Origin of the sequence: Glaesserella sp. (assembly GCF_041814905.1) — a bacterium.
In the GTDB taxonomy this organism is placed as follows: domain Bacteria; phylum Pseudomonadota; class Gammaproteobacteria; order Enterobacterales; family Pasteurellaceae; genus Glaesserella.
Window position 1 is genome coordinate 27,612 of record NZ_JBGXYA010000080.1, and the last position, 21,002, is coordinate 48,613.

Genomic DNA, 21,002 nt, shown 5'->3' on the forward strand with positions numbered 1-21,002 from the left:
GAAATCCGACCGCTTGTTATTGGCTTTCCCTACACAATCTCACCTATTTCCGTTACAATCCTCACAATTTTGAATAAAAACGGTAAAAATAAAATGTCGAATAAACAACGCAAAATTTTAGTCACTTGTGCTTTACCCTATGCTAACGGCGCAATCCATTTAGGTCATATGCTTGAGCATATTCAAGCGGATATTTGGGTTCGCTTCCAACGTATGCGCGGACACCAAATTTACTTTGTCTGTGCCGATGATGCACACGGCACACCGATTATGCTGAATGCCAATAAATTAGGCATTACCCCGGAACAACTTATCGAGCAGGCAAAAACCGATCACATCGCTGATTTCTCCGGTTTTAATATCAGTTTTGATAACTACCACTCTACTCACAGTGAAGAAAATCGCGAAATCACCACATCGATTTATAATACCTTGAAAGCCAACGGTTTTATTAAAAATCGTGTGATTTCACAGCTCTACGATCCTGAAAAAAATATGTTTCTGCCGGATCGTTTCGTGAAAGGAACCTGCCCGAAATGCAAAGCGGAAGATCAATACGGGGATAACTGCGAAGTTTGTGCCTCCACCTATAGCCCAATGGACTTAATTAATCCCCGTTCTGTCATTTCCGGATCTACACCGATCGTGAAAGAATCCGAACACTTCTTTTTCGATTTACCGGCTTTTGAGGAAATGCTTAAAGAATGGACTCGCTCCGGTTCTCTACAACCGCAAATTGCCAACAAAATGCAAGAGTGGTTTGAAAGCGGCTTGCAACAATGGGATATCAGCCGAGACGCACCTTATTTCGGTTTTGAAATTCCGGATGCGGAAAATAAATTTTTCTATGTTTGGTTGGATGCACCTATCGGCTATATGGCCTCTTTCAAAAATTTATGTAACCGTACCGGCATAAATTACGATGAATTTTGGCAAAAAGATTCCGACACAGAGCTTTATCACTTTATCGGTAAAGATATCGTTTACTTCCACAGCCTATTCTGGCCGGCAATGTTGGAAGGCAGCAATTACCGTAAACCGACGAATGTTTTTGCGCACGGTTACGTCACCGTTGACGGCTATAAAATGTCGAAATCACGCGGCACCTTTATACAAGCAAGTACATACTTAAAACACATCGATCCGGAATGTTTACGCTACTACTACGCGGCAAAACTCAATGATCGTATTGAAGATCTGGATTTCAACCTTGAAGATTTTGTCCAGCGCGTTAACAGCGATATCGTGAATAAAGTCGTGAATTTAGCGTCGCGCAATGCTGGCTTTATCACCAAACGCTTTGAAGGAAAATTAGCCTCCGAATTAGAAAATCCGCTACTTTTCGCCGATTTTGTTGCACAATCGGAGCAAATTGCCGCTTATTATGAAAATCGCGAATATAATAAAGCGATTCGTGAAATTATGGCGCTAGCGGACAAAGCGAATAAATATATTGATGAAAAAGCACCGTGGGTGATTGCCAAAGAAGAAGACAGAGATGCCGAACTTCATGCCGTTTGCTCAATGGGCTTAGAAATGTTCCGAGTGTTAATGAGTTACCTCAAACCGGTTTTACCCGAACTGACCGCCCGCGCAGAAAGTTTTCTACAAACCGAACTACGCTGGGACAACATCGACACACCATTATTCGGACGTTCAATCACACCGTTTAAATCGTTGTTCTCCCGCCTAGAGAAAAAACAGATTGATGCCGTTGTGGAAGAAACCAAAGCGCTTTTCGCAGAAGCGAATAAAGCGGAATCTGCAAAAAATCAAGCAAAAGAGACCGCTTGTAATCACCTAAAAGTCGAGCCAATCGCTGCTGAAATCACGATTGATGATTTTGCCAAACTCGATTTACGCGTGGCGAAAGTGCTCAAATGCGAAGCGGTACCGAAATCAGACAAACTATTACGTTTCGAGCTGGATTTAGGTGATCACACCCGCCAAGTTTTCTCCGGTATTAAAGCTGCCTATCACAAACCGGAAGAGCTGGAAGGTCGTTTTGTGATTATGATTGCCAACCTTGCGCCACGTAAAATGTCATTCGGTATGTCGGAAGGAATGATTCTCTCTGCCGGCAGCGGCGGTTCCGATCTATTCTTACTCTCCGCCGATGCCGGTGTCACAGCAGGTATGCAGGTTAAATAGTTTTACAAGCGGTCGTTTTTGCACAGAAATTTGCAAATTCTGCCTTCATGGCCGATGCCAAATTCATTCTTTATTAGCGCTCTTTAGAAGGAGAGTAAAATGATCCAACAAACGCTCGCAATCATCAAACCCGATGCAACAAGCCGCCATCTTATCGGTGAAATTCTCGCCCATATAGAAAAAAATGGCTTGACGATTAAAGCGCTAAAAATGCTCCAACTTACTCCGGTACAAGCTGAAGGTTTTTATGCGGAGCATAAAGGTAAAGCATTTTTTGAACCGCTGATTGAATTTATGCTTTCTGCACCGATTGTCGTTGTCGTACTTGAAGGAGAAAATGCCATTGCACATTATCGCGAACTAATGGGTGCAACAAATCCTGAACAGCGTAAGCCCGGCACTATTCGCAAAATGTATGGCTTAGGAACAACACAAAATTCAGTGCACGGCTCGGATTCTGAGGAATCCGCAAAACGTGAAATTGCCTATTTTTTCACTCCAAATGAAATAATTCATTAACCCTAAAATAAATCTTCCTCCATTACAATCCTTTTTTGTGATCTATCTCACAAAAAAGGATTTTTTATTTAAGAAAAGATTGATTAGCTAGATCGATTTAGCAAAAAATAGAGTACAATCCGAGTAATTATTTTATTTTTTAAATTAAATCCATAAGGAGTTTCAATGCTAAATTTATCTGCACAAAATATCCGTTTAAACGGCGTAGCCGGTAATAAAGATGAGGCTATTCGCCTTATTGCTGCCGGCTTAGTCGAAAATGGTAATGTTGCCGAAGGTTACGAAACGGGAATGCTTACCCGTGAAACCCAAACCTCAACATTCTTAGGCAATGGTATTGCGATTCCGCACGGTACATTAGATACTCGTGATTTGGTAAAAAATACCGGCGTGCAAGTTTATCAGTTTCCACAAGGCGTTGAATGGGGAGAAGGTAACACCGCTTATGTCGCGATAGGCATTGCCGCTAAATCGGATGAACATTTAACATTGCTCCGCCAATTGACTAGTGTATTAAGTGATGAAGCCGCCGCAGAAACCTTAGCCAAAACAACAAATTTAGATGAATTTATTGCAATATTAAGCGGTAAACGTAACGAACCACTCACTTCAACTGACCTCATTTCTTTAAACGTCGATACCACAAGCCTCATCACGCTCTCTGCAATTAACGCTGCCAAACTCCAAGAAAAAGGTTATGTAAACCAAGCCTTTATTAGTGAAGTTGTCGCCAATGCACCGTTGGCTATCGGTAATAACGTTTTTATTGCTGACAGCGCAAAAGGCAATCAAATTAATTGTGTTGCCGTTGCCCGAGCGAAAGACGGAAAAACATTGTTAACCGTTGCAGCAACCGATGATAGCCTCCAATCGCAACTCACGAAACTATTAAAAATCGCAACCCGCCAGCAACTCACCGTGGCACCGGCCGAACAAATTTTAGCGTTATTCGGCATAAATACACCGGTTAAAGAAAGCTCGGCACCGGTGGCTGCAGAGCCTGTAGCAGAAACTTCTGCCGCAGCGGGGCAGGTAATCGGTACATTTACCGTCCGTAACGAACACGGTTTACATGCTCGCCCTTGCGCAGTCTTAGTCCAAACGCTTAAACCATTTGCGGCAAAAGTCACGGTGGAAAATTTGGATCGCCCTACTGCACCGGCAAATGCTAAAAGTACTATGCGCGTTGTAGCATTAGGCGCAACCAAAGGTCATCGTTTACGTTTTGTGGCTGAAGGTGAAGATGCGCAACAAGCTCTCGAAGCATTAGGCAAAGCGTTTGCGGAAGGTTTGGGTGAGCCGCCTAGCGTTATTCCGACGGTAGAGGACACGATTGAAGTTAAAGGTTCCGCCGGTGTTGCAGCGACCATTGCGACTGTTGCAACAACCGCGGCAACAGCAGTACAAGCGGTCGAATCGGTAGCAAAATTTGCAAATAGCGATGAAAACGAAGTGGAAGCCACATTTACCGTGAAAAACGAACACGGTTTACACGCCCGCCCTGCAGCCGTATTAGTTAACGAAGTTAAAAAATATAATGCTACCGTTCAAGTACAAAATTTAGATCGTGAAGGTCAATTAGTGAGTGCGAAGAGCTTAATGAAAGTGGTCGCACTCGGTGTACAAAAAGGTCATCGTTTGCGTTTTGTCGCAACCGGTGAAGAAGCGCAAAAAGCATTGGACGGTATCGGAGCCGCAATCAATGCCGGTTTAGGTGAATAGCAGCGAATAGGTGGACAACATGGCTCAACAATTACGTATCGCAACCGTCACGCTCAATCCCGCGTTTGATTTGGTCGGGCGTTTAAAACGTATCGAAATCGGTGAAGTAAATACCGTGGAAACACTGGGATTATATCCGGCAGGCAAAGGGATAAACGTGGCGAAGGTGCTTGCTGATTTAGGTGTAAAACTAAGCGTAACTGGTTTTTTAGGCAAAGATAATCAGGGAGATTTTATCCGAGCCTTTGAAGAAAACGGCATGAATGATCAGTTTTACCGCATTCAGGGCAAAACCCGTATTAACGTAAAAATTACCGAAACGGAAGCCGACGTTACTGATTTAAACTTTTTAGGCTTTGAAATTCAACCAAACGATTGGGCGGAATTTACCAAACTCTCCCAAAATTGGCATACTCAATTTGATCTGATTGCCGTTTGCGGCTCCTTACCACGCGGCATAACACCTTCACAATTCGCCGATTGGTTGAAATCATTGCATAACCAAGGTTTAAAGGTCGTCCTTGACAGTAGTAATGAAGCACTTACATTCGGTTTAAAAGCAAATCCATGGTTGGTCAAACCGAATCGCCGTGAATTGGAAGTATGGTCAAACCGTTCATTAAATACGTTAGAAGAGATTATTGATGCCGCACAACAACTACGTGCCGAAGGTATTGAAAACGTCATCATTTCTATGGGTGAAAAAGGTTCCGTTTGGCTAAACCGTGAAGGGGTTATTCAAGCGCAGCCTCCGCGTTGTGAAAATGTAGTGAGCACAGTCGGTGCCGGAGATTCTATGGTTGCGGGCTTAATTTACGGCTTTGCTCAAGGTTGGAGTAAAGCAGAAATTTTAGCTTTTGCCAGTGCTACGTCTGCGTTAGCCGTTTCCCAAAGCAATGTCGGCGTAAGTGATAAAGCCGCATTAGACGCAATCTTGACTCAGGTAAAATTAACAACCGTGTAATGATGATAAGGTGAGGATTCTCTCATCCTTAACGGATACAAAAATTTATCAACTATTAAAAGGTAATCGACAATGAATATTTCATTTGTATTTCCGGCACAAGTTGGCAAGGCTCGTTCATTCCTTGTTAATGAAGTGCTTTCTGCCGCCGCAAAGCAGCAAGGTCACAATGTAGTTGCGATAGAGCAAGCGGATTTTGTGGTGTTATTTGACGAACACATTCCGGCTAATGTTGCAGGTAAAAAAGGTGCGGTCGTTAGTCTTGATCAAGCGTTTACCCAGCCTGAGACGGTGCTGCAACAAGCGGTCACTTCTGCTCGAAATTTTGCAAATGCCACTGTTCCAGCAGCAGACGCCAGCGCTTCAACCGTAAAAAATATCGTGGCAATCACGGCTTGCCCAACCGGTGTAGCACATACCTTTATGTCAGCGGAAGCGATTGAAAACTATGCGAAAGCACAAGGCTGGAACGTAAAAGTCGAAACGCGCGGTCAAGTCGGTGCAGGCAATCCGATTTCCGCCGAAGAAGTCGCTGCGGCAGATTTAGTCTTTGTGGCGGCGGATATTGATGTCGATTTAAGTAAATTCCAAGGCAAACTGATGTATCGCACATCAACCGGTTTAGCGTTGAAAAAAACCGCTCAAGAATTTGAAAAAGCCTTCAAAGAAGCGAAAATCTACACCGGTGGTTCTTCTGCGTCACAAGCTTCCGGTGAAGCCAATACCGGCGAGAAAAAAGGTGTCTATAAACACTTAATGACCGGTGTTTCACATATGCTACCGTTTGTTGTTGCGGGTGGTTTGTTAATCGCAATCTCGTTTATGTTCGGTATCGAAGCATTCAAAGATCCTAGCATAGCTGGCGGCTTACCTAAAGCGTTGATGGATATCGGTGGCGGAGCAGCGTTCCACTTAATGATTGCGGTATTCGCAGGTTATGTTGCCTACTCCATCGCTGATCGTCCGGGTTTAACTGCCGGTTTTGTTGGCGGTATGCTGGCGACAACGGCGGGGGCTGGTATTTTAGGCGGTATCATCGCCGGTTTCCTTGCCGGTTATGTAGTGAAATTCCTCAATGAGAAAATTCAACTGCCACCAAGTTTAACCTCACTAAAACCGATCTTAATCCTACCGCTTTTAGGCACGACAATCGTAGGTCTTGCTATGGTTTACTTAATTAACCCACCGGTTTCAAGCATTATGGAAGCGCTTTCTAACTGGTTGAAATCCATGGGTGAAATCAATGCCATCGTATTGGGAATCATCCTAGGAACTATGATGTGTACCGATATGGGCGGTCCGGTAAACAAAGCGGCTTATACCTTCTCCGTCGGTATGTTAGCGTCTGATGTCAGTACACCAATGGCAGCAGCAATGGCGGCAGGTATGGTTCCACCTATCGGTATGGCGATTGCAACTTGGATTGCCCGTAACAAATTCACTGTAAACCAACGTGATGCGGGTAAAGCATCATTCGTACTAGGTCTATGCTTTATCTCTGAAGGTGCGTTACCGTTCGTAGCGGCAGACCCTGTACGTGTAATTGTGACCTCAATTTTAGGTGGTGCGACAGCAGGAGCAATCTCGCTTGGTTTGGGTATTAGCTTACAAGCACCACACGGCGGTTTATTCGTCATTCCATTCGTTTCACAACCGTTGATGTATTTGGCTGCGATTGCAATCGGTTCATTAGTTACCGGAGTGCTCTACGCAATGATTAAACCTAAAGCTGAATAATTTCAATATGTTAGCCCCCTTTAAATTTAAAGGGGGTTTTATTTACGTCTTTTTTTCTTTCTATAAACTAGCGTATAATTGCCGGCAATTTTTGTTCATACAGGATCAGGTTATGAATCATCTATTGAGTGCAAATGCGGCATTGGATCTCTATGCACAAGCAATTACCCGTCTTAATCAAAATCTTTCAGATAATTTTAATCAAGTTGTTGAAATGATCTTACATTGCGAAGGTCGTGTTGTCGTTGCCGGCATCGGCAAATCCGGATTAGTCGGAAAAAAAATGGTGGCAACCTTCGCGTCAACCGGTACACCAAGCTTTTTCCTTCACCCAACGGAAGCCTTTCACGGTGATTTAGGCATGCTTAAACCGATCGATGTTGTGATTTTGATCTCTTATAGCGGCGAAACCGACGATGTCAATAAATTGATTCCAAGTCTGAAAAACTTCGGTAATAAAATTATTGCCATGACCGGTAATCCGAAATCGACACTTGGAAAACACGCCGATATTGTGTTGGATATCAGTATCGAACGCGAAGCCTGCCCGAATAACCTTGCTCCGACTACATCCAGCTTAGTGACAATGGCATTGGGCGATGTGCTGGCGATTGCATTGATTAAAGCCCGTGATTTCAAAGCGGAAGATTTTGCCCGCTTCCACCCGGGTGGCAGTTTAGGGCGTAAGCTGCTCTGCCGTGTACGTGATGTTATGCAGAGCCGCTTACCGTTGACCACACCAAGCAGCTTATTTACCGAAATTTTAAATGTGATTAACGAAGGCAGGATGGGGGTAGCGGTTGTGATGCAAGGCGATCAACTGCAAGGCATTATCACTGACGGAGATATCCGTCGCACATTAGCCAAATTCGGAGCCGAAAGCCTGAATAAAACCGCAGAACAAATCATGACACGTAATCCAAAAACAATTTTGGATTCAACGTTCCTCACTCATGCGGAGGAATTTATGAAAGCGCATCACATTCACTCATTAATTGCCGTTACAGAAGAAGGCAAAGTGTCCGGTATCGTGGAATTCTCAAGCTAATGACAAAATCAAATCATATTACTCGCGCCGGCTGGCAAGCTCTTGACCAAGAACTAAAATATCTGTGGAAAGATGAACGCCCGAAAGTCACTCAAGCCGTTTCAGATGCCGCAGCGTTAGGCGATCGCAGCGAAAACGCCGAATATATTTACGGTAAACGCCGATTGCGTGAAATCGATCGACGAGTGCGTTTCCTCAGCAAACGTTTAGAGGTACTACAAATTGTGGATTATCATCCAAATCAAGAAGGTAAAGTATTTTTCGGCGCTTGGGTTGAACTTGAAAACGAAGAAGGTGAGGTCAAACAGTACCGTATTGTCGGAGGCGATGAATTCGATCCTGCCAAACAATGGATTTCTATTGATTCACCGGTTGCTCGGGCGCTCATCGGCAAATCGGTTGATGATGAAATCCGTGTTGAAACGCCGTTGGGTAAGGTAACCTTTTACATCAACAAAATTTGGTATGAAAAATAAAGCAAAACGGCACATAACATGTGCCGTTCGACTATTTAATCGCCTCTAACCGCTTAATCAGCGCCTCTGCCGGTACGGACTGAATCTTACGCATATTGTAATAGAGCAAACCCGCTGCAATGCTCAACGAAATACAAAAAACCAACCAAAACCCGGCTGCCGCCATCGGCTGAGTCAACCAATCCGTACGGGAAAGTATTGTACCGAGCGGCATTCCTATTGCCCAATAACAGATTAATGTAATAAACAATACCGGTTTAGTGTGTTTATAACCGCGCAAAATTCCGTTACAAACCGCTTGAATCGCATCCGGAATTTGGTAAACCGCAGCAAAAATCAGCAACGCTGCAGAAATTGCAATCGAGGTTGGATCGCTGGTAAAAATATACGGAATCATCTGCCTAAAGGCTAAAATAATCACCGCCATCAACAGTGCCATCCAGATACCGGTAATAATAGCGTGGTAACTAAGATATTTTGCGTTCTCGACTTCTTTTTTCCCCAAAGTTTGTCCAACCAAAATGGTAGTAGCAATACTGAATGAAAGCGGAATCATAAAAAACAACGAACTGGTTTGTAATGCAATTTGATGACTCGCCACAACCTGTGAGCCTAGCGGAGACAGAATTAATGCCGAAGCGGAAAACAGCATGACTTCGGTAAACAGCGCAAAACCTATCGGCATACCCAGTTTAAATAATTTGAGTAAAGTTGTACCGTTTGGTCTTTCCAACCATGTTGAAAACACATGAATATCTTTTTGTGCGCGATTCGTTGCACAATAATGCACCATCATACCGAACATCAGCCAATTTACAATTGCCGTTGCAACGCCACAACCGACCGCTCCTAATTCAGGCAAGCCGAATAAACCGAAAATGAAGATATAGTTCAACGGAATATTAAGCGTTAAGCCGATAAAGGTAATCACCATGGCCGGTTTCGGATTAGACAATCCATCGTTCATACAACGTAGATTTATCGACAACAGCGCCGGAATAATGCCGAAAGAGAGCGCAAAAATATACTGCTTCGCTTTTTCTGCAAAAACAGCCGGCGTGCCCATAAAATCTAAAATTACGCCGCAGCTTAAATAAATGGCAATCAACGGAATACTTAACAGCAGAACAATCCACCCCCCCTGACGTACCTGATGTCCGATTAAATGTCGTTGGTTTGAGCCGTTCAGATATGAGACCGTCGGCGTAATGGCATTTAAAATGCCGAGCACAAGCAGAAACAGCGGAAAATAAATTGAGTTGCCGACAGCAATTGCCGAAACATCATCATCACTGACTAATCCTGCCATAATCACGTCCGCCAACCCCATTCCCGATGCGGCAAGTTGAGAAATAAAAATCGGCACCGAGAGTCTAAGTAAACGCTTGGTATTTTCAGGATACTTTTGCCATTGTAAATTCATAAAAACCTCTAAAAGTAGAACGGCATTATACGCAACAAGCGGTCTGTTTCTTGCAATTTTTTACAAATTATTCATCGAAACAGACCGCTTGTCGGGCGACTGACGTTAAAAATCCGCTGCTGCGCTAAAGGTCATCGGCTCACCGCTAATCGGATGGGTAATCGAAAGGGATTCTGCGTGTAGGCAAAGACGCGAAGATAAGCTCCGTGCCAACGGATTGGCATAGAATTTATCGCCAACAATCGGATGCCCTAAAGATAAACTATGTACGCGCAATTGGTGAGAACGACCGGTATAAGGCGTTAGTTTTACCCTTGTCGTATTATTCGGATAATGTGCAAGAATTTCGTAAAAAGTAACCGCTTGTTTACCGCGCTCATAACAAACTTTCTGGCGCGGGCGATTTTCCCAATCACAAATCAACGGCATATCAATTTTTCCGGTTTCACCCACTTTTTCGCCTAATTTTCCCCAAAGCAATGCAATATAGTGTTTTTTCGGTTCACGCTCACGAAATTGGCGTTTTAACTCTTTTTCCGCCACTTTGCTTAATGTAAACAACAATAAACCGCTTGTTGCCATGTCTAAACGGTGCGCCGGTTCAGTAAATCCGTATTTCTGTTGTACGCGGGTCATCGCACTGTCTTGATATTCAGGACGATTACCCGGTACGGAAAGCAAGCCGCTTGGTTTATTAATTACTAAAATGTGGTTATCTCGGTAAACTTCGTCAAGCCAAGGTTCTGTCGGTGGGTGATATTCGATTAATGCCATAATGATTCGAAGTTAAAAAATTTTGACTATCTTATCATCTTATCAAAGATAAACCGATTCCTAAAACGAATCGCAAAAATCGCTTGTTTTTTATTTAAAATCGAGTATCTTTCCGCCGTTCACTATGAACATTACAATTTGTTTACATTTCTTTTTGGAGAATACCATGAAAACTCTTTTTGCAAGTCTTGCAACTGGTTTCACCGCACTTTCCGTGCTATTCGGCTCAGTTGCTCACGCTAATTCTACTCACCAAACATTTAAAATCAGTGCCATTCCTGACTATAACGCGACAGAAATGACCCGTTCATTCGATAGTTTTGCTGATTATTTAAGCAAAGAAACCGGTTTAACCGTGCAATATGTCCCGGTTACCGACTATGCCGCCGTTGTTACTGCATTTCGTCGCGGTGAAATTGATTTGGTTTGGTTCGGCGGTTTAACCGGGGTACAAGCCCGTGCCCGTGTTGAAGGTTCTGAAGCCATTGCACAACGTCCTCAAGATGAAAAATTCAAATCCGTATTTATTAAACAAAAAGGATTGGATGCAGTGAAAGAGCTCAAAGATGTGAAAGGTCATACCCTTGCATTCGGTAGCGAAAGTTCAACGTCCGGTCACTTAATGCCTCGCTTTTTCTTAACTGAAGCCGGTGTTAACCCTGAAAAAGATTTAGATGCACAACCGACTTACAGTGGTTCTCATGATAAAACTTACGGCTTAGTTGAAGCCGGTACGGTACAAATCGGTGCGGTAAACAAGCAGTACTGGGATAAAATGGTCAACGAAGGCAAAGTAGATAATACGAAAGTAGAACTGTTTTATACGACATCGGACTACTACGACTACAACTGGACTATAAACCTCGTAGATAAAAAATTCGGTGAGGGTACCAAAGAGAAAGTCAAAGCTGCATTATTAAAAGCTGACGCATCCAGTTCTCAGGTGATGAATTTATTATCCGCCGACAAATTTATCGAAACCAATAACGACAACTATAAAGACATTGAAAAAGTTGCCAAAGAATTAAAGTTAATTAAATAGTTTTATGTCAATCGGTTTGCTATGTACCTCGATAAAGGTGCGTAGCACCTTTTATCATCTAAATCCGGTGCTGAAACAATGTCTCAATCACTTCTTTCCTTCCGACACGCCATCAAACGCTTCGGTGATAAAACTGTATTAAACGGCATTTCCCTTGATATCCGACCGGGTGAAATTGTCGCATTAGTCGGACCAAGTGGCTCCGGCAAATCAACTTTAATGAATGCAATTATGCGCGCAGTCTCGCTCAGTGAAGGAGAGATTTTTCTCGATAACCAAAATATTCAGAATTATCGCAATAATAAAATTTACGCCCAAAAAGTTGGTATGTTGCATCAACAATATGATTTAATCAAACAGCTTGAAGTGGTGCATAACGTGCTGGCTGGTAGGTTAAATCAATGGGGATTCTTTCAATCTCTATTATCTCTGATTAAACCGCAACAACGTGAAATTGCAGAAAAAGCATTGGCGTCGGTCGGTTTAGCCGAAAAGATTAACCAACCGACTGGTGAGTTGTCCGGCGGTGAACAACAACGTGTAGCGATTGCACGCTTGTTAGTACAAAATCCAATGTTGATTTTAGCCGATGAACCGATTTCTGCTCTAGATCCGATCAATGCTCAAAATGTATTGGCATTATTAACCGAACTAGTGCGGAAGCAAGGCAAAACCTTAATCGCCAGTATGCACTCGGTGGAATATGCCAAAGCCTACTTTGACAGAATGATCGGTATTCAAGCTGGTAATATTGTGTTTGATCTACAAACTAACCAAGTTACTCAGACTCAACTCAATGCATTATATGGATTGGTCCAAGATGAAAATCCGTCTGAATGAACGTCGCAATCGACTTACCGCAATCTTATTGCTGGTTTTTGCACTTAGCCTTTTCACCGTAGATAGTGAAAAAGGGCTGATGTTTCCCGGTGGTTGGGCAACCTTACAGCGACTATTTGCCAGCTTGCTTCAACCCGATTTTTCTGCCGATTTACTCAAACTGGCTTTTAAATCCAGCCTGCTAACCTTTGCTTATGCTCTGATCACCATTTCTCTCGCGTTAGTCGGTGGTTTTTTGTTATCGATTTTCGCCTCAGGCATATTAGTTCCATCCATTTTATTACAAGGCTTGGCCCGGGCTATTCTCGGTTTCTTACGCGCTATCCATGAGTTAATTTGGGCATGGTTTTTTGTTGCCGCTGTGGGATTGAATCCGATTGGTGCGGTCTTTGCATTGGCAATTCCCTATTCGGGTTACTTGGGAAAAATCTTTGCCGACACCTTACAAGCGGTGCCAAACAAGCCGATTTTTGCACTTAAAGAAGCGGGAGCCACACCGTTACAACTGCTAATTTACGGCTACCTTCCGCAAGCCTTCCCTAGTATGTTGAGCTATACAATGTACCGTCTTGAATGTGCAATTCGCTCATCTTCGGTACTTTCGTTTGTCGGCTTAGGCGGTATAGGTATGCAAATTCAACTTTCTCTGCAAGATCTCAAATACGACCAAGTCTGGACATTTCTACTCTTTTTAGTCGGATTGATCGTTTTAATTGACCGTTGGAGCTATGCGGTAAGGAAGCGGGTGAAATAATGAATACTTTCCGACATCATATCGATCGTCATTTTATTAAATACTCTTTTTTTACCGTACTCTGCTTGATCGCATTCTCTTGGCTCTATATTTTAAAAGATCAACCCTCTGCACTTGCCGATCTGTTTCGTGCCGACAACTGGATTTATCTGCGTGAATTTATTGAAAGTATGCTTGGAATCGGTGAAGAAATACCGGCTTATTTAGATCCCGAAATGTGGCAAAATGCCTTGTGGCTCAGTGGTGAAACCTTTGTGATGAGTATTCTTGCCACAGGTCTTGCTGGCATCGCAATGTTCATTTTAGTTCTCCCTTCCGCCCGTAATATGGCGCAAGGGAAATTAGGTTTCAAGTCCTGTTGGTATCATAAAATTGCCTATCATATCAGCCGATTCTTGTTTCTCTTCAGCCGTGCCGTACCGGAGCTGATGTGGGCAATGATTCTAGTCTTTATTTTTAAACCGGGTATCGTACCGGGTGCGCTTGCTTTAGCTATTCATAATTTTGGAGTATTAGGAAAATTGTGTGGCGAAGTTATCGAAGATATGGACGAAAAACCTATTCGCCATTTGGCACAGAACGGAGCATCGCAAGCACAATTACTGTTCTACGGTATTTACCCGATGGTAATGCGTTCGTTTCTAAACTATATTTTATATCGAATGGAGAATATTATCCGTGCGACGTTAATCGTCGGTTTTGTCGGAGCAAGCGGATTAGGTATGCAATTCAAATTAGCTATGAGCTTTTTCCATTATTCGGAAATTACACTTTATTTGCTCTGCTATTTAATTTTGGTTTATATTACCGACCTGCTTTCGGCAATCGCCAAAAAATATATTGCCGAAAAGTAGTGAATTATTTGATAAAAACTTTGTCTATTGCACTATCGTCTTACACTCAAAAAAGGAAACAATATGAACTTCAACGATATTCTTAACGGCGTATTAAAATCTGTCGGCAACACGGCTAATCAAAGCAAGTCCGACTTAGGCAGCTTACTTGGTTCGGTATTAAATACCGCGAAAGATTCTGCCAGAGAAATCAAACAAGGCAATACCGATACCATCGCAAAAGTAGGTGGCGGTGCGGCATTAGTCGGTATTTTATCTATGGTATTGGGTCGTAACGGCGGTGCAAGCTTAACTAAATTAGGTTCACTTGCAGCCCTTGGCAGCCTGGCTTACAAAGCATATCAAGACTACCAAAAAAACAAACCTAACCAAGCAACCGATCTTTCTGCAACCGCATTTGAAGATGACAGTTCGGAAGAAAAAGGGGCGATCTTATTACGTACAATGATTGCCGCAGCTGTGTCTGACGGTGCATTGGATGAAAATGAAGAAGCATTGATTTTAAAAGAAGGCGGCAATGATCCCGAATTACAACAATGGCTTATTCAAGAAATGCACAATCCGATTTCCGTGACAGAAATCGCACGTGTTGTCGGCGAAGATACTGCCCTTGCATCACAAGTCTACTTAGCGGCACGCTTAGTTTGCCAAGACTTGTCCCGTAAAGAAATTGTGTTCTTATCACAACTTGCCGAAGCACTCGGTTTAGATGACGCGTTAGTGGAACAGTTAGAAAAACAAGCCGGTTTCTAATTTATATTTCATTTAACCTAACGGCAGATCATTTCTGCCGTTTTTTATTTTACAAGCGGTCAGTTTTAGCCGAAAATTTGCAAAAAAATCGCTAAAACCGACCGCTTGTATCACCGATAAATCAAAATTATCGGATTACCGTCACTCTTTATTGCTCACAATCACCCTTAAACTATCTAACCGCCAGTTGGCTTGTTCAAGTTGCGCGAGAGAGTCTTCCCTGAGCTGCTCTAAAGCCTTAACCTCATCTACTCGGATATTTTTATTAACCGCTTGCAAAGACGTTAAACGATGCCATTCAGCAGTTAACGTATGATCGGCATTGTGCTTCGCCTGAGCAATCAAGCTTTCCGCTTGAGGGGCAATTTTTGTTTCCCCTAAAGTAATCAGTTTCTCAATTTCCGTACGAGCCATTTTGGCAATTTTGTTTGCCATTTGCTTATTCACCGGTTTAAGCTGCTTTTCCAAACCGGCAAAAGAAACTTGTGATGCGATATCGTTGCCTTTAGCATCCAACAATACTCGCACCGGTGTCGGCGGTAGGAAACGGGTTAATTGCAATGCTTTCGGCGCCTGCACCTCCACAATATAAATCAATTCAAGCAACAAGGTACCGGCAGGTAGATTTTTGTTTACCAATAACGAAATCGCACTTTTACCGATATCTCCCGAAGTAATCAAATCAATACCGTTACGAATCATCGGGTGATCCCAAGTTAAAAACAGCACATCTTCACGCATGAGTGCTAACTCACGGTCGAAAGTAACGGTATTGCCTTCCTCGGATAGTCCGGGAAAATCAGGCACGAGCATATGCCCCGTCGGGTTAATCACAATACTTTTTTCACCCAAATCTTCCTGTTCCAATCCTATAACATCAAAAAGATTTAGTGCAAAATTAATGAGTTTAGGATTTTCATCCTGCTCTGCAATTGCTTGAGCCAGCTGTTGTGCCGATTCTCCACCGTTTGAATTGAGTTCAAGCAAGCGGTCACGCCCTTTTTCTAACGCGAATTTCAACTGTTGCTGGCGTTTATAGGTTTGTTCAATAAAGCGTTCGAATTCTTCCGAACGTGCCGGATTTTGTAAGAAATAATCTAAACTTTCGCCAAATTCACGGAACAGATTCGCGCCCATCGGACAAGTTTCTTCAAACGCATTTAAGCCGCGTTGATACCATTCTGCCAATACCATTTGCGCGGAATTATCAAAGCATGGCACATGAATTTGGACATCGTGTTTCTGCCCGATACGGTCTAAACGCCCTATACTCTGCTCTAACAAATCAGGGTTATCCGGTAAATTAAACAGCACCAAATGGCGGGCAAATTGGAAATTACGACCTTCGGAACCGATACTCGAACTTATCAGCACTTGAGCACCGTCCTCTTGTTGGGCAAAGTAGGCAGAGGCTTTATCTCGCTCTACAATCGACATTTTTTCGTGGAATACCGCAGAACGAATGCCTTCTTTTTCACGCAAAATTTGTTCAAGCTGAATCGCAGTATCTGCATATTTGCAAATAACTAAAATTTTCTCACTACGATGATTTTTCAAAAACGTAATCAGCCATTCAATACGAGGATCAAACTCAAACCATTTGGCATTCGGATTCATTCTTTGGAATATTCGTTCAGGATAAAGCCTATCTATTTTCTGATTCCCGGGCTCTAATCCTAATGTATTCAACACACTATGATATTCATTCGGCATATCTAAGGTGATTTGATTAAACAGACGATGCGGGAAACCTTTTACTCCTTGACGGGTATTTCGGAATAAAACACGACTGGTTCCATGGCGGTCAATCAGCTCACTAATCAGTTCTTGACGAACGTCTAAACGCTGTTCGGGGTGAATATCCGTCGCATTAATAATACGAAACATCGGCTCAACATCTTCTTCCGCCAGCAATTCGCTGATACTTTCCTGTTCTTGGGCGTTGAGCGGTTTATCGTTTAATAAGCTCATCACAGCATCTGCAACGGGCTGATACTGTTTTTGTTCTTCTACAAAGGCTGAATAACTGTAAAAACGATCCGGATCTAATAGCGATAACCGGGCAAAGTGGCTTTCCTGACCAAGCTGCTCCGGAGTTGCGGTTAGCAATAATACCGATGGAATTTGTTTAGAAAGCGTTTCGACAAGCTGATAAGCAACACTCGGTTGTATTTCATTCCATTCTAAATGATGGGCTTCATCTACAATCAGCATATCCCACTCGCTTTTTAACACTTGTTTTGCACGTCGCGGGGTTTCCGATAACCAATCAATCGAAGCAATCACAAGGGATTCACTGTCGAACGGATTCTCGCTGATATCATTGCCGTCATCATCCTGTTTATTAAAATCGGCGCAACGTTCCTCATCAAATAACGAAAAATTCAGACTAAAGCGACGGAGCATTTCGACCAGCCATTGATGCTGTAAACTTTCAGGCACAAGCACGAGAACACGGTCAACACGTCCTGAAAAAAGCTGTTGTTGCAAAATCATGCCCGCTTCAATCGTTTTTCCCAATCCGACTTCATCGGCAAGCAACACTCGCGGGGCAAGGCGCTGCCCCACTTCTTTGGCGATATGTAATTGATGCGGAATTAAGCTCGCCCGAATGCCACGCATACCGCGTAAAGCAGATTGAAATTGAGCTTGCTGATGCTGCAATGCCCGATAACGTAACGCAAAACGATCACTACGATCGATTTGCGCAGAGAACAAGCGGTCTTGTGGTTTGCTGAAACTAATCTTATGGTCTAACAACATTTCAGGCAGAACGCTCTCCTCTTGCGTATCTGCCCGTTTACCGAGATAAATAGCCACACCTTGATTTTCTACTACCTCCGTGACATCTAACTGCCAACCGTCCTGACTGGTAATCCTATCGCCTTTTTGAAACTGAACGCGAGTGAGTGGCGCGACTGCCACTGCATAAACACGCTGTTCCTCCGATGCGGGGAAAAAAATAGTGACAGTACGATTATCGACTGCTTCAACAATACCTAATCCTAAATTATTTTCCGACTCACTGATCCAACGTTGCCCGACAACAAAGCTCATACCCACCTCTCTGTTCTTATATTTTTTTGATTGTTGTAAATTCGTCATTATTTTAACTGATTTTAACGCAACAAGCGGTAGGATTTATTCAAAGATTTGCAAGGCTGAATGCGTTTTGCCAGCTTTTTTACTATAAACTTTGATACAGCTTAAACGCCTGCCCGTCGGACATACTCGCCAAATAATCACAAATCACGCGCGGGCGTTTTTTTTCTTCCGTCTTTAGCCAACGTTCGGAAACAGTCTTCGGCAATAAACGGGCGGGATCACAACTGAGCATATCGAACAAATCCATTAAAATCCGCTGACCTTTATATTCCACTCGTTGTGTTACCACATCACAAATCACATATTGATAAACAAACTCTTTCAACACATCCAACACGGCTTGAACATCTTCCGGCAATACAGCGTTGAATCGCAATAACGGCTCACTGAAATCGGCAGTTTCCTGCCATTTCACATTGGTAACAAAATAGTTCACCAATGCACCAATCACATCTTTACGCTCATAACGATGGGAAGAAAACAGTTTTTCACTGATTTGCGGAAGCATCTTTTGAATCCACGAGGATTTACATTTCAATAATTCCGTCTCGGCATGTTGCCACGATTGTGGTGTAACCATTCCGCCAACAATGGCATCTTCTAAATCATGTACGCCGTAAGCAATGTCGTCGGCAAGCTCCATAATGCTGCAATCTAATGATTTATAAAGTGTTTTACTTGGCAGCTGTGGGTCATTGCTTGCTTGAATAGTGCCAAGCAATGCACGATCTGTTTCGCACAGCGGTGCAAGTACCCAATCAAAAAAAGGCTTATCATCACGGAACAGCCCTTTGCTGGTTTTAAGATCGTGTAAATTAATAAAACGAGCGGGGGGAATCGGCTTCGGATTCACCGGCAACGTTTGATCAAGCATCACCGGATATTTAATGATGCCGAGCAAAGTACGGCGGGTTAAATTCATTCCGGCGTGTTCCGTATAAGGCTCTAATTGCGTCACGATTCGAAACGATTGCGCGTTACCTTCAAAACCGCCGTGAGCCTGCATTTTATAATTCAACGCCATTTCTCCGCCGTGTCCGAACGGTGGATGCCCGATGTCGTGAGCAAAACAGAGGGATTCGATGAGGCTTCGGGAAGGCAGCAATGTACTCAGGTTATCGGCAAAATTTGCAAATTTCGGCGCCAAACAGACCGCTTGAAAACCTGACTGATCTTCTTCCAGCTTGGCGCGCAAGCTATTACCGATTTGAGCGACTTCAAGAGAATGCGTAAGACGAGTGCGGTAGAAATCATCTTCACCAACGGCATGAATCTGAGTTTTTGCCTGTAAACAGCGGAAAGCTTCTGAATGCAAAATTCGCCCGCGGTCGCGCTGAAAAGGTGAACGGTGATCATGTTCACGTTGTTTATCGGCTAAATAGCGCGCTGCCCAAATGGTTGAAATCATCGTTTCTCCTTATTATTTTCTCTTTCAAGAGGTTAAAGGGATTTAACTCACATTTTTCGCTATAATACTCCAATATGATTTCTGTTTAAACATGACTCGCATGGCACTCTTTTACTCTGAAAAATTTGCAAAAAAACCGACGAAACCGACCGCTTGTCAACGACTTACCATTCAAGATTTGGATTATCAAGGCTTAGGTGTAGCCAAAGTCAACGGCAAAACTTGGTTTGTTGAAAATGCGTTGCCGGGTGAGCAAGTTGAAATCAAAATTTTGGAAGAAAAGCGTCAATACGGGCGAGCGCAAGCGGTCGGATTTTTACAAAAAGCTACAAATCGCCGCACACCGAGTTGCCCGCTCTACGGTAAATGCGGAGGGTGCCAAATGCAGCACATCCCGCTGGCGTTACAACGGGAAACCAAGCAAAAAGCACTCTTTCAACGTTTGCAGAAATTACAACAAACGCCGATCCGATTTCAGCCGATGATTGCCGGTGAAGATAAGAATTATCGCCGTCGGGCAAAATTGAGCATTGCTTTACAGAAAAAGACTTTAGTACTCGGCTTCCGTCAAGCAAATTCTCAAGAAATTATCCCGCTTAATCAATGTGAAGTTTTGAACACGGAGTTAGCCCAACTTTTAACGCCGTTACAAGCGTTGTTTGCCGATTGGAAACAAAAAAAACAGCTAGGGCATATCGAACTGGTTCTCGCCGATAACGGTATCACACTACTCTTACGCCATATCGGTCCACTTCATCAACAAGATCGGGAAAAATTGATGGAATTTGCACATCTGCAAAAATTAATGCTGTTTGTCATGACCGAGAAAGATAACATTGAGCAGTGGTTCGGTGAGCAGCCTTACTATCAAATTGACGGACTCACACTTTATTTCTCCGTTCGTGATTTTATTCAGATTAATGCAACGCTGAATCAACGAATGGTCGATACGGCGATAGAATGGTTGGCACTTTCTGCGCAAGATCGTGTTTTGGATCTCTTTTGCGGGATGGGTAACTTTAGCTTACCGATTGCAACGAAAGCGGGCAAAGTTGTCGGGATCGAAGGCGTTGCGCCGATGGTGATACAAGCGCGTTTTAACGCTGAAGTTAACCGAATCCATAACGCCGAATTTTATCAAACCGATTTAGATCAACCGTTCGCTAATCAGACTTGGGCGGGTGAGCCGTTTAATAAAGTCTTGCTCGATCCCGCGCGTAACGGCGCTTATTTTGCGTTAGATCATTTATGTCGATTACAACCTGATTTGATCGTTTATGTGTCGTGTAATCCCGCCACATTGGTGCGAGATGCGGAAAAATTGATCGCTGAAGGCTACCGTTTAGAAAAATGCGCAATGATCGATATGTTTCCGCATACCGGGCATTTGGAGTCAATTTCGCTGTTTATGAAAAACTAACTCGTTTATTGC

17 protein-coding genes are annotated in these 21,002 nt (G+C 43.2%); 13 read left to right on the top strand and 4 right to left on the bottom strand.

Going from position 1 to position 21,002, the window contains the following annotated elements:
• Positions 1-93 precede the first annotated feature (93 nt).
• The 7 genes from metG to greB all read left to right on the top strand — a co-directional run bounded on the left by metG (position 94) and on the right by greB (position 8,617).
• Positions 94-2,151, top strand: a complete 2,058-nt coding sequence (gene metG, locus ACEYJ7_RS10815; protein WP_373779107.1) for a methionine--tRNA ligase — start codon at positions 94-96, stop codon at positions 2,149-2,151.
• 99 nt (positions 2,152-2,250) lie between these two features.
• Positions 2,251-2,670, top strand: a complete 420-nt coding sequence (ndk, locus tag ACEYJ7_RS10820; protein ID WP_373779108.1) for a nucleoside-diphosphate kinase — start codon at positions 2,251-2,253, stop codon at positions 2,668-2,670.
• A 165-nt stretch (positions 2,671-2,835) separates the two neighbouring features.
• Positions 2,836-4,392, top strand: coding sequence for a fused PTS fructose transporter subunit IIA/HPr protein (fruB, locus tag ACEYJ7_RS10825; RefSeq protein ID WP_373779109.1), 1,557 nt, complete (start codon positions 2,836-2,838; stop codon positions 4,390-4,392).
• Between the two features lie 19 nt (positions 4,393-4,411).
• Positions 4,412-5,356, top strand: a complete 945-nt coding sequence (gene fruK, locus ACEYJ7_RS10830) for a 1-phosphofructokinase (protein ID WP_373779110.1) — start codon at positions 4,412-4,414, stop codon at positions 5,354-5,356.
• Positions 5,357-5,428: 72 nt separating this feature from the next.
• Positions 5,429-7,093 carry a fructose-specific PTS transporter subunit EIIC gene (locus ACEYJ7_RS10835; RefSeq protein ID WP_373779111.1) on the top strand — a complete coding sequence of 555 codons (1,665 nt, stop codon included), beginning with the start codon at positions 5,429-5,431 and terminating at the stop codon, positions 7,091-7,093.
• Positions 7,094-7,205: 112 nt separating this feature from the next.
• Complete coding sequence (locus ACEYJ7_RS10840) at positions 7,206-8,141, top strand: KpsF/GutQ family sugar-phosphate isomerase (protein WP_373779112.1); 936 nt, start codon at positions 7,206-7,208, stop codon at positions 8,139-8,141.
• Positions 8,141-8,617 (top strand): transcription elongation factor GreB, encoded by a 477-nt coding sequence (gene greB / locus ACEYJ7_RS10845; RefSeq protein WP_373779113.1) that lies wholly within the window; start codon positions 8,141-8,143, stop codon positions 8,615-8,617. Before ACEYJ7_RS10840 ends, greB begins: the two co-directional genes overlap by 1 nt.
• A gap of 31 nt (positions 8,618-8,648) precedes the next feature.
• On the opposite strand, the gene ACEYJ7_RS10850 is transcribed toward greB, so the two are convergent.
• The gene (locus ACEYJ7_RS10850) at positions 8,649-10,040 is read right to left on the bottom strand and encodes an MATE family efflux transporter (protein ID WP_373779114.1); all 1,392 of its coding nucleotides are present in this window, start codon (positions 10,038-10,040) and stop codon (positions 8,649-8,651) included.
• Between the two features lie 105 nt (positions 10,041-10,145).
• Positions 10,146-10,814, bottom strand: coding sequence for a bifunctional tRNA pseudouridine(32) synthase/23S rRNA pseudouridine(746) synthase RluA (gene rluA / locus ACEYJ7_RS10855; RefSeq protein ID WP_373779115.1), 669 nt, complete (start codon positions 10,812-10,814; stop codon positions 10,146-10,148).
• A 166-nt stretch (positions 10,815-10,980) separates the two neighbouring features.
• Here rluA and ACEYJ7_RS10860 point away from each other — a divergent pair, with 166 nt between their 5' ends.
• The 5 genes from ACEYJ7_RS10860 (at position 10,981) to ACEYJ7_RS10880 (ending at position 15,057) form a co-directional block, all read left to right on the top strand.
• Complete coding sequence (locus ACEYJ7_RS10860) at positions 10,981-11,856, top strand: putative selenate ABC transporter substrate-binding protein (RefSeq protein ID WP_373779116.1); 876 nt, start codon at positions 10,981-10,983, stop codon at positions 11,854-11,856.
• Between the two features lie 78 nt (positions 11,857-11,934).
• Positions 11,935-12,696, top strand: a complete 762-nt coding sequence (locus tag ACEYJ7_RS10865; RefSeq protein WP_373779117.1) for a phosphonate ABC transporter ATP-binding protein — start codon at positions 11,935-11,937, stop codon at positions 12,694-12,696.
• Positions 12,677-13,450 (top strand): PhnE/PtxC family ABC transporter permease, encoded by a 774-nt coding sequence (locus tag ACEYJ7_RS10870; RefSeq protein WP_373779118.1) that lies wholly within the window; start codon positions 12,677-12,679, stop codon positions 13,448-13,450. Before ACEYJ7_RS10865 ends, ACEYJ7_RS10870 begins: the two co-directional genes overlap by 20 nt.
• Positions 13,450-14,304 (top strand): PhnE/PtxC family ABC transporter permease, encoded by an 855-nt coding sequence (locus tag ACEYJ7_RS10875; protein ID WP_373779119.1) that lies wholly within the window; start codon positions 13,450-13,452, stop codon positions 14,302-14,304. The genes ACEYJ7_RS10870 and ACEYJ7_RS10875 overlap by 1 nt, the downstream gene beginning before the upstream one ends.
• Positions 14,305-14,367: 63 nt before the next feature.
• On the top strand, positions 14,368-15,057 hold the full coding sequence (locus tag ACEYJ7_RS10880) for a tellurite resistance TerB family protein (protein ID WP_373779120.1): 690 nt from the start codon (positions 14,368-14,370) through the stop codon (positions 15,055-15,057).
• A 141-nt stretch (positions 15,058-15,198) separates the two neighbouring features.
• Here ACEYJ7_RS10880 and rapA read toward each other — a convergent pair whose 3' ends face one another.
• Together rapA and ACEYJ7_RS10890 are read right to left on the bottom strand one after the other, a co-directional pair.
• Positions 15,199-18,114 carry an RNA polymerase-associated protein RapA gene (rapA, locus tag ACEYJ7_RS10885; RefSeq protein ID WP_373779140.1) on the bottom strand — a complete coding sequence of 972 codons (2,916 nt, stop codon included), beginning with the start codon at positions 18,112-18,114 and terminating at the stop codon, positions 15,199-15,201.
• 130 nt (positions 18,115-18,244) lie between these two features.
• Positions 18,245-19,570: an anti-phage deoxyguanosine triphosphatase gene (locus ACEYJ7_RS10890; RefSeq protein WP_373779121.1), complete on the bottom strand. Its 1,326-nt coding sequence runs from the start codon at positions 19,568-19,570 to the stop codon at positions 18,245-18,247.
• 100 nt (positions 19,571-19,670) lie between these two features.
• On the opposite strand from ACEYJ7_RS10890, the gene rlmD reads away from it, so the two are divergent.
• Positions 19,671-20,990 carry a 23S rRNA (uracil(1939)-C(5))-methyltransferase RlmD gene (gene rlmD / locus ACEYJ7_RS10895; RefSeq protein ID WP_373779141.1) on the top strand — a complete coding sequence of 440 codons (1,320 nt, stop codon included), beginning with the start codon at positions 19,671-19,673 and terminating at the stop codon, positions 20,988-20,990.
• Positions 20,991-21,002: the final 12 nt, after the last annotated feature.